At 73.0% G+C, this 14960-nt stretch carries 13 protein-coding genes and 1 pseudogene; 10 read left to right on the top strand and 4 right to left on the bottom strand.

Annotated features, from left to right (window positions below):
• From E6R18_RS06675 to E6R18_RS06665, 3 genes and pseudogenes are all read left to right on the top strand, one after another.
• Positions 1 to 187 (top strand): annotated as a pseudogene (locus tag E6R18_RS06675) (IS110 family transposase); the annotation flags it as partial.
• A 208-nt stretch (positions 188 to 395) separates the two neighbouring features.
• Entirely contained in the window at positions 396 to 659 is a 264-nt protein-coding gene (locus E6R18_RS06670) for a hypothetical protein (protein ID WP_136315903.1), read from the top strand.
• A gap of 165 nt (positions 660 to 824) precedes the next feature.
• A complete protein-coding gene (locus E6R18_RS06665) occupies positions 825 to 1451 on the top strand; it encodes a TetR/AcrR family transcriptional regulator (RefSeq protein WP_240799610.1) in 627 nt (208 codons plus the stop codon).
• Positions 1452 to 1460: 9 nt separating this feature from the next.
• On the opposite strand, the gene E6R18_RS06660 is transcribed toward E6R18_RS06665, so the two are convergent.
• From E6R18_RS06660 to hmgA, 3 genes are all read right to left on the bottom strand, one after another.
• The gene (locus E6R18_RS06660; RefSeq protein ID WP_136315902.1) at positions 1461 to 2690 is read right to left on the bottom strand and encodes a type ISP restriction/modification enzyme; all 1230 of its coding nucleotides are present in this window, start codon (positions 2688 to 2690) and stop codon (positions 1461 to 1463) included.
• Between the two features lie 191 nt (positions 2691 to 2881).
• Positions 2882 to 3682: a GntR family transcriptional regulator gene (locus E6R18_RS06655; RefSeq protein ID WP_136315901.1), complete on the bottom strand. Its 801-nt coding sequence runs from the start codon at positions 3680 to 3682 to the stop codon at positions 2882 to 2884.
• Between the two features lie 28 nt (positions 3683 to 3710).
• A complete protein-coding gene (gene hmgA / locus E6R18_RS06650; protein WP_136315900.1) occupies positions 3711 to 5039 on the bottom strand; it encodes a homogentisate 1,2-dioxygenase in 1329 nt (442 codons plus the stop codon).
• Positions 5040 to 5160: 121 nt separating this feature from the next.
• Here hmgA and E6R18_RS06645 point away from each other — a divergent pair, with 121 nt between their 5' ends.
• From E6R18_RS06645 to E6R18_RS06615, 7 genes are all read left to right on the top strand, one after another.
• Entirely contained in the window at positions 5161 to 7287 is a 2127-nt protein-coding gene (locus tag E6R18_RS06645; RefSeq protein WP_240799609.1) for a right-handed parallel beta-helix repeat-containing protein, read from the top strand.
• Positions 7284 to 8093, top strand: coding sequence for a hypothetical protein (locus tag E6R18_RS06640; RefSeq protein WP_136315899.1), 810 nt, complete (start codon positions 7284 to 7286; stop codon positions 8091 to 8093). The genes E6R18_RS06645 and E6R18_RS06640 overlap by 4 nt, the downstream gene beginning before the upstream one ends.
• Positions 8090 to 9412 carry a hypothetical protein gene (locus tag E6R18_RS06635; protein ID WP_136315898.1) on the top strand — a complete coding sequence of 441 codons (1323 nt, stop codon included), beginning with the start codon at positions 8090 to 8092 and terminating at the stop codon, positions 9410 to 9412. The genes E6R18_RS06640 and E6R18_RS06635 overlap by 4 nt, the downstream gene beginning before the upstream one ends.
• Before the next feature lie 43 nt (positions 9413 to 9455).
• Positions 9456 to 10076 carry a TetR/AcrR family transcriptional regulator gene (locus E6R18_RS06630; RefSeq protein ID WP_136315897.1) on the top strand — a complete coding sequence of 207 codons (621 nt, stop codon included), beginning with the start codon at positions 9456 to 9458 and terminating at the stop codon, positions 10074 to 10076.
• Positions 10077 to 10214: 138 nt separating this feature from the next.
• A complete protein-coding gene (locus E6R18_RS06625; RefSeq protein WP_136315896.1) occupies positions 10215 to 11576 on the top strand; it encodes an ABC transporter ATP-binding protein in 1362 nt (453 codons plus the stop codon).
• 142 nt (positions 11577 to 11718) lie between these two features.
• A complete protein-coding gene (locus tag E6R18_RS06620; RefSeq protein ID WP_136315895.1) occupies positions 11719 to 13113 on the top strand; it encodes an aldehyde dehydrogenase family protein in 1395 nt (464 codons plus the stop codon).
• 41 nt (positions 13114 to 13154) lie between these two features.
• The gene (locus E6R18_RS06615) at positions 13155 to 14234 is read left to right on the top strand and encodes a Zn-dependent alcohol dehydrogenase (RefSeq protein ID WP_136315894.1); all 1080 of its coding nucleotides are present in this window, start codon (positions 13155 to 13157) and stop codon (positions 14232 to 14234) included.
• Here the strand turns inward: E6R18_RS06615 and E6R18_RS06610 are convergent.
• Complete coding sequence (locus E6R18_RS06610; protein WP_136315893.1) at positions 14231 to 14896, bottom strand: TetR/AcrR family transcriptional regulator C-terminal domain-containing protein; 666 nt, start codon at positions 14894 to 14896, stop codon at positions 14231 to 14233. The two genes, E6R18_RS06615 and E6R18_RS06610, sit on opposite strands and share 4 nt — an antisense overlap.
• Positions 14897 to 14960: the final 64 nt, after the last annotated feature.

Raw genomic sequence — 14960 nt, 5'->3', positions numbered from 1 at the left:
CGTGCTGACCCGCATGCGCTTCGACGAACGCACCCGCGCCTACGTTGAACGCCGCACGAAGGAAGGGCTCTCGAAGAAGGACATCATGCGCTGTCTCAAGCGATTCGTCGCCCGCGAGGTCTACCGCACGCTGACCACCAAGCCCACGGAACGAATCACTCAAACCGCCCTCGCTGCTGCGGCTTGACAACCATAGGAGCATCCATCGGCGCGCCCCGGAAGGGGCGCGCCTCCCGCAGGTTGACCAACTCGCCCCGGAATCGGGCGGATTCGCCGACGGATCGTCAATCTCCGTACATGTGTGCGCAATCCTGTGCCCGGATACACGAGTGTCGGCGCGGGGCGATAGGGTTAACCTGCCCGGGCCGAGTGCCCTCGTACGGGTGGGGAGTGACATGGAACAGATAACGGTGCGCAGCAGGGCGCGCGTGCCTGCCATTACATGCGGGAGCAGTGCGACGAGTTCGCGCCTCGACCGTCATCTCGCGGTGCTGGGCGGCCCCGTCGTCCCGCAGCGCGAGTCCGCGGAAGCGACGCTGCTGATGCGCGAGATCACCTCGCGCGACGCCGCGCACAGCCGGCGCAGCAGAAGTGCGCGGGTCTCGCTCTTCGCGCCCCTGCGCCGACTGCGGCGCTCGCTCTTCGGCAGCCGCCGCTGACCCGAGGCGGCCCTGGTTCTCGCATCGCGCTGCTGCCCGCTCTTCCGTCATCCCCGGAGTCGGCAGTGGCGCGTCGCCGTGTCCGCAACCGGTCACGCACCGTAGGCGAAGGAGAGAAATGGGTACCGAGGTAATTCGGTGCCGAAACACTTCTACACTGTCGGCATGCCCGAGAAGCGAGCCGCGCGTTTGAGCCCCGACGAGCGGAGGGCGCAATTGGTGGCGATTGGCGTGGACATGCTTGCCGATCGTTCCCTGGACGAGCTTTCCACCGATGACGTGGCTCGCCGCGCCGGCATATCGCGCGGCCTGCTCTTCCACTATTTCGATTCCAAACGCGATTTCTACCGCTCCGTGGTGCAGCGGGAGTGCGACGACTTCGCCGCCGCCACCGAGCCGGACGCCTCGCTGGAGCCCGTCGCCTGGCTGCGGGCGTTCATCGCCGGGTTCGCGGCGTACGTCACCGAACACCGCAGGGTCTACCTCGCCCTCGTCCGGGGTGCCGCCGGCAGCCACCCCGCCGTCGAGGACATCGTGGAGGCGACCCGCTCCACGCTCGCCCGCCGGGTGGAGGAGGGCCAGCGGCGGCTCGGGATGCCGCACTCGCCCCTGCTGCCCGTCGCCACCCGCGCCTGGATGGCCTTCGCCGAGGAGGCGGTCACCAGCTGGCCGCCGGACGGGCCGGACGCCGCCGCCGAACTCGGCGCGTTCCTGGAGTCCAGCTTCATCTGCCTGCTGGGCACCCTGAACCGGCCGGTCGCGCTTGCGGACCAGGTCCCACCCCCTCGGTGACACCCCGCGTCACAGCAGCGCGAACTGCCCGTCCGGGCCCTCCTCCCGGTGGTCCAGTACGGACGCGGGGCGCCGGGCCGCGTCCGGCACCGGCAGCACGCCCGCCGCACGCAGCTCCTCCGCGCCGATCTCCGGGCCGGACGCCAGCGCACCGGCCAGTTCCTCCTGCCGGGGCCGCAGCTCGGCGAGCAGGGCAAGCAGGCTGATCAGCTCCAGCAGCTCCGAGGTCCACTCCTGCGGCCAGGCACGGGGACGCACCGCCTCCAGGCCCGCCGCCCCGGGCACCGCCGTCCGGCGCTCGAACCACAGCTCCAGCATGCGTACGCCGCCCACCCGCAACTCCCACGCACCGGCGGGCACCGGTGAGATGCGCCCCGTACCGAGGCTCAGCACCCGCTCCTCGGCGCCGTACGACAGGGGCACCGGGTCCGGCGGCACGGCGGCCCGGACGTACGGGCGCTGCCCGCCCGGCAGCCGGGGACGCTCCGCGCCGCGTGCCCCGCGCAGCTGGAGCCGCAGCAGCTCCCGGCCCAGCTCGACCCCCGACGTCCAGTGCGCGGTATCGGCGGGCAGCGGGACCTCGCAGCCGGCGGGGGAGGGCCGGGCCGCCGCCAGAATCCAGGCGAGCGCCGACTCGGCGGTGACCGTGTCGCCGTGGCGGGCGCGCAGCAGGGGGAGCAGGCCGGGGGCCAGGTTGGGTTCGAGGCCGCCGGGGCGGCGGTACAGCGGGCGGACGCGGCCGGGGCGGCCCGCCGGACAGTGGCCGTCGGGGAGCAGAGCCGTCACCGAGAGGGCCGGGCCCGGGTCCCGGGGCACCCGGCCGTGCTCGACCACGAAGAGCTGATGCCCGTCGGCGACCCGCCACAGTTCCGGCCGGGCCACGTCGATCAGGCGGTGGTCGGGGAGCAGCCACTGCTCGTCGTACGGCCCGTGCAGGACGCGCACCGGCTCCGGGCAGGGGCCCGACTCGCGGGCGAAGCGGCCGGTGGCGCCGGAGCGGCCGGGCAGGGCGGCCACCGCGGTGTGCTGCGTACGGGAGCGGGTGGGGGCGAACAGCCGGTCGCGCTCCTCGCCCGAGGCCCGCACCAGGCGGTCCCAGCGCGCCCGCAGCGACGCCGCGTCCGGGGCGGTCACCCAGGGGCGCCCGGTCCGCAGCGGCCGTACCGACCAGGGCATGAGCTCGTCCAGGAGCGGGACGCGCGGGCCCTCGCCGGAGCCGGCCGCTGCCGGTGCTGCCACCGTGTCGTCCTCCCCGTCGCCCGCCGGGCCCCGTCCGCCGCCTTCCCCCGGCATCGTAACGGCGGGCCCTGGGCCGTGTCCGGAAAGCCCCGTCGTACGCCCGAAGGGCGCGGCCTGCGGCGGGAGTGCGTGCCAGGCGTCGCGGGCCAGACGGGACTTCCTGGACACGGCCGTGAACGGCAAGACGCCCCTTAGCGAGCCTCCACCGTGACCGAGAAGGAGAAGCGGTCGCCCCGGTAGCGGATCTGCGCCACGTCCACCACCCGGCCGCTCTCGTCGTACGCGATGCCCGTGTAGTACAGGATCGGGCTCAGCAGCGGGACCCGGAGCAGGTCGGCGGTGGCCGGGTCGGCGAGTCGGGCCTCGACCGTGTCGGTGATCCGGGAGATCGGGACACCGACGCGGTCGCGCAGCACCTTGGTCATCGGCCAGCGATCCAGGTCGGCTACGTCCAGGCCCGCCGCGACCTGCGGATGCACCCAGTTCTGCGCCCAGTTGGTCGGCTCGCCGCTCGCCTCGTCGCACCGCAGCCGGCGGTAGCCGACGACCTCGGCGCAGTCCGGGAAGTGCTCCGCGACCTCGCCCGGCACGGGGACCGGTCCGTGGTCGAGCAGGGTGCTGCGCTCGCCCGACTGCTGGGCCACGATGGCGTCGATGGAGCCGAGCAGCCGGACCGGCGAGCCCCGGCGGGCGCGCGGTTCGATGAACGTGCCGCGCCGCCGGTGCCGGCTGATCAGGCCCTCGGTCTCCAGCTCCTTCAGCGCCTGGCGCATGGTCAGGACGCTGACCCCGTAGTGCGCGGCGAGCTGTTCCTCGGTGGGCAGCCGCAGCGTGGCGTCCGGTGCGCGGCCCAGTATCGAGGCGCGCAGCGACTGCGAGACCTGGTACCACAGCGGCAGCTTGCGGTTGAGGACCAGCGAGTCGGGCGCGAAGGCGGTGCCCCGGGGCGCGGGGGTGTCCGGAGGGGGCTGCGGCACCTGGTTCTCCTGCATGCGTCGTCGCCGGCTCGGGCGGGGTCCGTCACGGCTGGAAGTTGCGGCTCAGACCCTGCCACACGTCGTCGTAACCGTGCTGCAGATGGTCCGCCGTCGCCGCCTGCCCGGTCGCGGTGACCGGCCAGCGGGTCTCGAACATGAAGGCCAGACCGTCGTCGATCTTCTGCGGCTTCAGCTCGGCGGCGCTCGCCCGGTCGAAGGTCTCCCGGTCCGGGCCGTGCGCCGACATCATGTTGTGCAGCGAGCCCCCGCCGGGCACGAAACCGCCCTCCCCGGCCGTCTTGGCGTCGTACGCGCCCTCGATCAAACCCATGTACTCGCTCATCACGTTGCGGTGGAAGTACGGCGGGCGGAAGGTGTCCTCGCCGACCAGCCAGCGCGGCGCGAACACCACGAAGTCGACCCCGGCCAGCCCCGGCGTGTCCGAAGGCGAGGTCAGCACCGTGAAGATCGACGGGTCCGGGTGGTCGTAGCTGATGGAGCCGATCACGTTGAAGCGGTGCAGGTCGTAGACGTACGGGGTGTGGTTGCCGTGCCAGGCGACGACATCGAGCGGCGAGTGGTCGTACGTCGCCGACCAGAGGTTGCCGCAGTACTTGTTGACCACCTCCACCGGGCGCTCCACGTCCTCGTACGCGGCGACCGGGGCGAGGAAGTCCCGCGCGTTGGCCAGGCCGTTGGCGCCGATAGGGCCCAGGTCCGGGAGGGTGAAGGGACGGCCGTAGTTCTCGCAGACATATCCGCGGGCGGTGGCGTCGAGCAGCTCGACCCGGAAGCGGACACCGCGCGGGATCAGGGCGACATGGCCCGGTTCGGCGCGCAGGAGGCCCAGTTCGGTGCGGAGCAGCAGGCCGCCGTGCTCGGGCACGATCAGCAGCTCGCCGTCGCTGTCGCTGAACACCCGGTGCGTCATGGCCGCGTTGGCGTGGTAGAGGTGCACGGCCATGCCGGTGCGCTGCGCCGCGTCGCCGTTGCCGCCCAGGGTCCACAGGCCGGACAGGAAGTCCGTGCCGGGCGCGGGCTCCGGGAGCGGGTCCCAGCGCAGCCGGTTCGGGTCGGGGACGGTCTCGGTGAACGGGGCGGTGCGCAGGGCCCCGTTGCCGGTCCGGGTGAAGGGCGGGTGCGCCGCCGAGGGGCGGATGCGGTAGAGCCAGGTGCGGTGGTTGTGGGCGCGCGGCTCGGTGAACGCGGAGCCGCTCAGCTGCTCCGCGTAGAGCCCCAGCGGGGCGCGCTGCGGTGAGTTCCGGCCGTGCGGCAGCGCTCCCGGCACCGCCTCCGAGCTGTGCTGATTTCCGAAACCGGCGGAGTACTCCAGCCCTTCCGCCGTCTTCCTCGCCTGCTCGATGCCGCCCATGTGCGCTCCCGGTGCCGAAGAAATCCTATGGGCAACCGTAGGAATGGAAGCGGGGCGAGTCAACGGCATTCGTCGTGCAGGAGGGGTTCAAAAAGCTGAACAATGCTCTACTCTCCCGCACATGTCGTGGACACGAAGACTTCTGGTGGCTCTGGCGGCCCTCGCCGCCGCCCTTCTCGCGGCCCCGGCCGCCCAGGCGCACGAGGAACGGCCGGTCACCCTGCCCGACGGCACCGGCAGCGTCCCCGTGTACCGCACCGGCGAGCCCGACCTCCTGGTCTGCAAGACCGACCGGGCCGACTTCGAACGCCGGATATCGGGCTTCCCCGACGCCCTGAAAGCCAGGAACCTGAAGCTCTTCGAGCGGTGCCGCACCTCCGGCTACCGCCATCTGCAACAGGCCGTCGACGCCGTCACCGGACCCGGGAAGACCATCGCGATCCTCCCCGGCCTCTACGAGGAGGAGCCCTCGCTGCCCGCGCCGAAGGGGGAGTGCACCCGGCTCAAGGCCCCCGACTCCAAGCTCGGCTACCAGATCCTGAGCTACGCCCAGCAGCTGAAGTGCCCGCACAACCAGAACCTGGTGGCGATCCTCGGCAAGAAGGACCTCCAGATCGAGGGCACCGGAGCCGCCCGTACGGACGTCGTCATCGACGCCAAGTACCGCAAGCTCAACGCGATCCGCTCGGACGGCTCCGACGGCGTCTACTTCAAGAACTTCACCGCCCAGCGCACCACCTTCAACTCGCTCTACATCCTGGCCCAGGACGGCTTCGTCATCGACGACGTCCTGACCCGCTGGAACGACGAGTACGGCTTCCTGACCTTCGCCAGCGACCACGGCCTGTACAAGAACTGCGAGTCCTACGGCAACGGCGACTCCGGCATCTACCCGGGCAGCGCCTCCGACATCAACGACGGCTACGGCTACGACGTCCCGCGCTACTCGATCGAGATCACCGGCTGCCACAGCCACCACAGCATGGTCGGCTACTCCGGCACCGCGGGCGACTCCGTCTACGTCCACGACAACGAGTTCGACCACAACATGGGCGGCGCCTCGATGGACAGCGCCTTCCCCGGCCACCCCGGACTACCGCAGAACCACGCCCGCTTCGAGCGCAACCTCATCCACGACAACAACGCCGACTACTACCGCTACGTCGCCGACGGCACCTGCGCCAAACCGCCCGCCGAGCGCGGCTACGAGGACGGTGTCGTCTGCCCGCAGATCTCCATGCCGCCGGGCACCGGCATCATCACCGCGGGCGGCAATTGGAACGTCTACGAGGACAACTGGATCTACGGGCAGCAGCGCGCAGCCTTCTTCCTGAGCGCCGTCCCCGCCTTCATCCGCGGCGAGAACGCCCTCGGCAAGCAGACCGACACCTCGCACCACAACCGGTACGCGAACAACCACCTCGGCACGGACAGGAACGGCGTCTCCCACCCCAACCGCACCGACGTCTGGTGGGACGGCCAGGGCGACGGCAACTGCTGGCAGTCGGACACCGGCGCCTCCACCCCGCGCTCCCTGCCCGCCTGCGGCGACAAGCGGGGCGCCGTGTCAGGCAGCACCGACCGGATCGCCGGCGAACCCGTCAAACTCGCCCAGCTGCTGGTCTGTGCCGACTACGACGTCCGGGCACGCCGGCTCCCGGCCGGCTGCGACTGGTACGGGGCACGCGGCATCGAGCGCATCGAGGTGCAGGCCGCCCTGGGCATCGCCGTGGTCCTGGTCCTCGTCGGCGGGGTCCTTTGGTGGCGCCGGCTGCGCTCCAGCCGGCTCGCCACGGCCGCCTCGGTCCTCGGTGTCATCGGCCTCGGCCTCGACGTGGCCGGCTCGACCATGGGCCTCGCCTCGACCTACGTCCCGGCCGTCGCCCTGCTGCTGACCGGCCTCTGGTGGACCGGCATCGGCCTGGCGCTGAGGGCGACGCGGCCGGTGCTGGCGTGGGTGACCGTGGTGCTCGGCGCGCTGACGCTGCTGGACGCGCTGGACAAGGGCGTGTTCATGATCCCGTGGATTCCGCTGAGCCCGGCCTGGGTACGCGGGCTGCTCGGCCTGGTCTGGGTGGTCTGGGCCGTGGTGGCCGCCGCCCGGCACGGGGAGCGGGGCGCGGAGACGGAGACCGGAGCGGACGGGGGCGGGGGCGGCGGCACGAACGCAGTCACCGCGCCGGAGCCCTCCCCGGAACCCGCGGCCGCCACCGTGAAGACCGACGCCCCCGAAGGGGACCCCTCATGAACCGCTCACGCCCCGCCCGTGCCGCCCTCGCTCTGCTCACCGCAGCCGTCCTCGCCCTCGGCGCGGGCGCCTGCGGGGGCCGGGCCACCACCCACCACAAGCCCGGCACCAGCCACGCCGAGGACACCGGCAGCAACGGCCGGCTCCTGAGCGCCGACGACGGCGACGGCCACCGGCTGCGCCAGGTCGGCGCCGACGGCGCACCCGCGGTGAGCATCGCCGTACGGGCCGACTCGGAGGACGGCTGGAACGTCCACCTGACGGTCCGCAACTTCCGCTTCACCCCGGACAGCGTGGGCGGCGCCGCACTCGCCGGGCACGGCCACGCCCGGCTCTTCCTCGACGGGCACCCGCTCGCCCGCGTCTACGGCGCCTGGTTCCACCTCCCCCAGTCGCTGCTGCGGGCGGCCGGGGGCGGCACCCGGCTCACCGCCGGCCTGTACGCCGACGACCACACCGCCTGGGCCGTCGGCTCCACCCCGGTCCGGGCCGCCGCCACCCTCGGCGACGCCTCCCCGAGCGCCGGCGCCACGCCCGACGAGAACACCACCACCGTGGACATCGCCGTCAAGGACGGCAAGGTGAGCCCGGCGCCGGGCCGCACCGAGGTCAAGAAGGGCCGCACGGTGCGCCTGCGGATCCGCAGCGACCGCGACGACACCCTGCACGTCCACGGCTACGACAAGAAGGCGACGCTGCCCGCCGGGCGTACCGTCACGGTCACCTTCACCGCCGACCGCACCGGCCTCTTCGAGGTGGAGACCCATGAGTCGGACCTGCTCCTGACCCAGCTCGTCGTCCGATGACGGGCGCCCCCGCCCCCGGTGCCGTGAGCGTCCTCGCCCACGGCATCGGGGCCCAGCACGATCTGCCCCTCTCGCCGTTCTACGCCTTCGCGGGGGCCTTCGCCGCGCTCTTCGTCTCGTTCCTGGCGCTCGGCCTGCTCTGGTCGGACTCCCGGTTCCGGGGCGAGAGCGCGGGCCGCCCGCTGCCGGCCGCGCTCCAGCGCGCGGCCGACGCCCGCGCCACGCGTGTCACCGCCCGCGCGCTCGGCCTGGCCGCCGCGCTCCTCGTCGTGCTCAACCTGCTCATCGGGCCCGCCGACGCGGACCGCAACCCGGCGCCCGGAGCCGTCTACGTGCTCCTGTGGGTCGGGCTCGTCCCCGCCTCGCTGCTCCTCGGGCCCGTCTGGCGGCTGCTCAACCCGCTGCGCACCCTGCACCTCCTCGGCTGCCGGGCCCTCGGGCGCGACCCGGACACCGGCCGCCCGCTGCCCGCACGCCTCGGCATGTGGCCCGCGGCGGCCGGCCTCCTCGCCTTCACCTGGCTCGAACTCGTCGCCCCCGACCCGGCGTCGCCCACCGCCCTGCTGCTGTTCCTCGGCCTCTACGCCGCCGTCCACCTCACGGGCGCCGCCCTGTACGGGGCCCACTGGTTCGACCACGCCGACGCCTTCGAGGCGTACTCGGGCCTCCTCGCCCGGCTCTCCCCGCTCGGCCGTGCCCGTGAAGTCCCGTCCGGCCCGCGACGCCTGGTCCTGCGCTCCCCGTTCAACGGGCTCGACGCCACGCCCCAGCTCCCCGGGCTCGTCGCCACCGTCTGCGTGATGCTCGGCTCCACCGCGTACGACGGCTTCTCCGACGCGCCCCGCTGGATCACCACCGTCCAGACGTCCGCGCTCGGCCGCACCACCACCGCCACCCTCGGGCTCCTCGGCGCCGTCGCCCTCGTCGCCACCCTCTACGGGCTCTGTGCGGGTGCCACCCGGCTCGTCTGCGGGCGGCTGCCCCACCCGCTCACCGCGTTCGCGCACTCGCTGGTGCCGATCGCCCTCGGCTACCTCGTCGCCCACTACTTCACGCTCTTCGCCACCGAGGGCCCGCACACCGTCGAGCTGGCGCTCGGCGCCGACCGCCCCGCCCCGCCCGAACCGCCCCTCGGGCCCGGCGGCGTCGCCACCCTCCAGGTCGTCGCCATCGTCACCGGACACGTCCTCGGGGTCATCGCCGCGCACGACAGGTCCGTACGGCTCCTGCCGTCCGGGCGCGCCGTCGTCGGCCAACTCCCGCTGCTGGTCCTGATGATCGCGTACACCGTCGGAGGTCTCGCCCTGCTCATCGCCTGAGTGCCACCCACCCCCGCCCGCCGCGCAGGAGGCCCACGGCATCATGGAAGGCGTGCCCCACGCGAACACGAACCTCCGCCGCACCCCGGTGCAGCAGCGCAGCGCAGAACGCCTCGCCCGGATACTCGACGCCTGCGCCGAACTCCTGGACGAGACCGGCTACGAGCAGCTCTCCACCCGGGCGGTGGCCGCACGCGCCGGGGTGCCCATCGGATCCGTCTACCGCTTCTTCTCCAACAAGCGGGCGCTGGCCGACGCGCTCGCCCGGCGCAACCTGGACAGCTACGCCGAACGCATCACCGACCGCCTGACCGCCGTCGAGGCCACCGACTGGCGGGGCGCGATCGACGCCGTGCTGGACGAGTACCTGGCCATGAAGCGCTCCGTCCCCGGCTTCGCCCTGGTCGACTTCGGGGCCCCCGCGCCCGACGAGGACCCGGCCGACGACGCCAACCAGCGGGTCGCGGGCCGGCTCACCGAACTCCTCGCCGGGCAGCTCGGCCGGGCGGCCGACGAGGACCTGCTGCGGTCCATCCTGGTCTGCGTCGAGGCCGCCGACGCCCTGCTCAAACTCGCCTTCCGCACCGACCCGTCCGGTGACACCGCGATCGTCGCCGAGACCCGGGTGCTGATCCACGCCTACCTCGCGCGGACGCTCGATTGAGCACGCCGGAGCTGTGAACCTCCGGAGGGACCGCCCAACCTTTGCGCGAGTCATTCCCTCACGCGGCGTAGTGGGTTAATTTCAGGCCACTGCTGCCGCTCCCCACCGCTCCACCACCATCCTTCACGGGCGGAACACATGACTCGCGCCATCACTCTGAACAACGTCAGCAAGACCTACGGACGGTCCTCGCGCGCCGTCGACCGTCTCTCGCTCTCCATCGACCCGGGTGAGTTCGTCGTCCTGCTGGGCCCCTCGGGCTGCGGCAAGTCGACCGTGCTCCGCATGATCGCGGGCCTGGAGGACATCACCGAGGGCGAGGTCCTGCTCGACGGCGAACCGGCCAACCACCTCACCCCTCGCGAACGCGAGATGGCCATGGTCTTCCAGAACTTCGCGCTCTACCCGACCATGACCAACCGGGCCAACATCGGCTTCCCGCTGAAGCTGGAGAATCCGCGCCAGGACCACAACGAGCGCATCGAGAACACCGCCAGGATGCTCGGCATCGAGCGGATCCTGGACCGGCTGCCCGGCCAGCTCTCCGGTGGTGAGCGCCAGCGGGTGGCGATGGGACGGGCGATTTCGCGCCAGCCGTCCGCGTTCCTCATGGACGAGCCGCTCTCCAACCTCGACGCCAAGCTCCGCAACCACCTGCGCGCCGAGATCTCCCAGCTCACCAAGGAACTCGGCGTCACCACCGTCTACGTGACCCACGACCAGGCCGAGGCCATGTCGCTCGGCCACCGGGTCGCCGTGATGCGCGGCGGGGTGCTCCAGCAGGTCAGCCCGCCGCGCGAGGTGTACGCCCTGCCGGAGAATGTGTTCGTCGCCGCGTTCATCGGGACCCCGCGGATCAACCTGCTCCAGGCCGTCGTGCACGCGCCCCTGGAAGGCCGGATGTCGATCGACCTCGGCCGCCAGCGCCTCCCGCTGCCCGAGCCGCTCAGCCCCGACCACCAGCTGCTCCGCATCCAGCAGGGCCGCCGGATCATCGTCGGGCTGCGCTCGGAGGCGGTCCGGATCGCCCCGCCCAGCCAGGCCCGCCCCGGAGAGGTCGCGCTCAGCGGCATCGTCGAGCACGTCGAGTACCAGGGCCACGAGGCGCTGGTCCACCTCAACACCGGCTCGCAGCCCGCCGTCGTGCCGGAGCTGGAGTCCGCCCGCACCGACCGGGCGACCGTGCGCAGGCGCCGCGGCGGCCAGGGCGGCGCCGGAGTGCTGGAGCGGATCAAGGAGCGCGCCGCCGGCTATGTGGGAGGGGGCTCCGTCGCCGTCCTGGACGCCCCGGACACCGACATGCTGCCGCCGGGCGCGCACAGCCCGGACCGCCCCGCCGTCACCTCCAGCGACCTCGTCGTGCGCACCGGCCCCGACATGCGGCTGCGCACCGGGGGACAGGTGCCCCTCCTGGTCGACCTCGCGCACCTGTACGTCTTCGACCACCGGGGCCGCCGGATCTGCCCGCTGCCGAAGGACGTGCCCGGCCTGGACGTGTAGCGCGCGCCCGGGACCCCGCCGCCGGCCCATGCGGCGGCGGGCGGGCCCGGCACGTGACGGAGGTCTCTGGCGCCTGAAAACTAACAGCGCTAGTTTGGGGATCGGACGATCCCGTCCGTCACCGTGCCCGGAAGGAACAGCGATGAAGGCCCACGACGGTATGTACATCGGCGGCGCATGGCGGCCCGCCGCGGGAACGGACACGATCGCGGTCGTGAATCCGGCGGACGAGCAGGTCATCGCCCACGTCCCGGCCGGCACCGCCGAGGACGTCGACGCCGCGGTACGGGCCGCGCGCGCCGCCTTCCCCGGCTGGGCCGCCACCCCGCCCGCCGAGCGCGCCGCCCGCATCGGGGCGCTGCGCGATGTGCTGGCCGCCCGCGCGGAGGAGATCGCCGAGACGGTCACCGCCGAACTGGGCGCGCCGCTCAAGCTGTCGCAGACGGTGCACGCGGGCCTGCCGGTCCTGGTCGCCGGCTCGTACGCCGAGCTCGCCGCCACGTACGCCTTCGAGGAGCGGCACGGCAACTCCACGGTCTTCCTGGAGCCCGTCGGCGTCGTCGGCGCGATCACCCCGTGGAACTACCCGCTGCACCAGATCGTCGCGAAGGTCGCCCCCGCGCTGGCCGCCGGCTGCACGGTCGTCCTCAAGCCCGCCGAGGACACCCCGCTCACCGCGCAGCTCTTCGCCGAGGCCGCCGAGGAGGCCGGGCTGCCCGCGGGCGTCTTCAACCTGGTCACCGGCCTCGGCCCGGTCGCCGGACAGGCCCTCGCCGAGCACGCGGACGTCGACCTGGTCTCGTTCACCGGCTCCACCGCGGTCGGCCGGCAGATCGGCGCCACCGCCGGCGGCGCGGTCAAGCGCGTCGCGCTGGAGCTGGGCGGCAAGTCCGCCAACGTCATCCTGCCCGGCGCCGACCTCGCCAAGGCCGTCAACACCGGCGTCGCCAACGTGATGTCCAACTCCGGCCAGACGTGCAGCGCCTGGACCCGGATGCTGGTGGACGCCGACCGGTACGAGGAGGCCGTGGCGCTCGCCTCGCAGGCCGTCGCCAGGTACGTGCCCGGGGAGCGGGTCGGCCCGCTCGTCAACGCCAAGCAGCAGGCCCGGGTGCGCGGTTACATCGAGAAGGGCATCGAGGAGGGCGCCCGCCTCGTCGCCGGTGGCCCCGAGGCCCCGCTGCCCACCGGGTACTACGTCAGCCCCACGGTGTTCGCCGACGTCACCCCGGAGATGACCATCGCCCGCGAGGAGATCTTCGGCCCCGTCGTCTCGATCCTGAAGTACGAGGACGAGGCGGACGCGCTGCGCATCGCCAACGACACGGTGTACGGGCTCGCCGGCGCCGTCTGGGCCGCCGACGACGCGGAGGCCGTCGCCTTCGCCCGCCGGATGGACACCGGCCAGGTCGACATCAACGGCGGCCGCTTCAACCCGCTCGCGCCCTTCGGCGGCTACAAGCAGTCCGGCGTCGGCCGCGAACTCGGCGCGCACGGCCTGGCCGAGTACCTCCAGACCAAGTCCCTCCAGTTCTGAGCGCCCCGATCCCGCAACACCGATCAGCAAGGAGCCAGTCCGTGGTCCGCGCCGCCGTACTGTCCGCCGTCGGAGCTCCGCTGGAGATCACCGACATCACCCTGCCGGAGCCCGGCCCCGGGCAGGTGCGCGTCCGCCTCGCCGCCGCCGGGGTCTGCCACTCCGACCTCTCGCTGTCCAACGGCACGATGCGGGTGCCCGTCCCGGCCGTCCTCGGCCACGAGGGCGCCGGCACCGTCGTCTCGGTCGGCGAAGGCGTCACCCATGTCGCGCCCGGCGACGGCGTGGTCCTCAACTGGGCGCCCTCCTGCGGGAGCTGCCACCACTGCGGGATCGGGGAGGTCTGGCTCTGCGCGCGGGCCCTGGCCGGCGCGTCGAACATCCACGCCCGCACCGCGGACGGCACCGAGCTGCACCCCGGGCTGAACGTCGCCGCGTTCGCCGAGGAGACCGTCGTCGCCGGCAACTGCGTGCTGCCCGCCCCGGACGGCATCCCGCTCACCGACGCGGCGCTGCTCGGCTGCGCGGTGCTCACCGGGTACGGCGCGGTCCACCACAGCGCCCGGGTCCGCGCGGGCGAGACCGTGGTCGTCTTCGGCATCGGGGGCGTCGGCCTCGCCGTCCTCCAGGCCGCCCGGATCGCCGGCGCGTCGAAGATCGTCGCGGTGGACGTCTCCCGGGAGAAGGAGGAGCTGGCCCGCCGGGCGGGCGCCACCGACTACGTCGTCGCCTCCGACACCACACCCCGCGACGTCCGGGCGCTCACCGGCGGGCAGGGCGCGGACGTGGCCGTCGAGTGCGTGGGCCGCGCCGCCACCATCCGAAGCGCCTGGGAGTCCACCCGCCGGGGCGGCCGCACCACGGTCGTCGGCATCGGCGGCAAGGACCAGCAGGTGACGTTCAACGCCCTGGAGATCTTCCACTGGGGCCGGACCCTGGCGGGCTGCGTCTACGGCGACAGCGACCCGGCCCGCGACCTGTCGGTGCTGGCCGACCACATCCGCGCCGGCCGCTTCGACCTCTCCATGATGGTCACCGAGCGGATCGCCCTGGACGGCATCCCGGCCGCCTTCGACCACATGATCGCGGGAAGGGGTGGCCGGGCGCTGGTGGTCTTCTAGCGACTCGGGGCGGAAGGGGCGGCGGGCTCCAGCTGCTCGTACTGGAGCACGAGCCCGTCCACCAGGGCCCGCAGCCCCGTCTCGAAGGCCCCCTCGTCCACCTGCTGGCGCCGCTCGGCCAGCAGGTGGGCCTGGCCCAGGTGCGGGTAGTCGGCGGGGTCGTACGCCGTCTCGTCGTCCACGAAACCCCGGGCGAAGGAGCCGAGCGCCGAGCCGGTGACGAAGTAGCGCATCAGGGCGCCGATGTACGTGGCCTGGGCCGGCGGCCACCCCGCGCGCACCATCGCGCCGAACACCGCGTCCGCCACCCGCAGCCCGGCCGGCCGCCGTCCGGGGCCCTGGGCGAGCACCGGGACGATGTGCGGGTGCTCGGCGAGCGCCGCACGGTAGGAGACCGCCCAGTCGTGCAGGGCGGCCCGCCAGTCGCGCGGATCGGACTCCTCGAACATCGACAGGTCGACCTGTGCGGAGACGGAGTCGGCGACCGCGTCCAGGATCTCGTCCTTGTTGCGGAAGTGGTTGTACAAGGAGGGCCCGCTGACCCCCAGTTCGGCCGCCAGGCGGCGGGTCGACACGGCGTCCAGACCCTCGGCGTCCACGAGGGCGCTCGCCTTCTCGACGATGCGTTCTCTGCTCAGGAGGGGCTTGCGCGGGCGGGCCATGCGGCACATAGTAGGCCCTGCGAACCTAAAACTAGCAGTGCTAATTTCGAGGGAGGGTGCGGCC

The organism is Streptomyces sp. A1277, assembly GCF_004795015.1.
In the GTDB taxonomy this organism is placed as follows: Bacteria; Actinomycetota; Actinomycetes; order Streptomycetales; family Streptomycetaceae; genus Streptomyces.
This window is presented reverse-complemented; position numbering and strand designations above follow the sequence as displayed.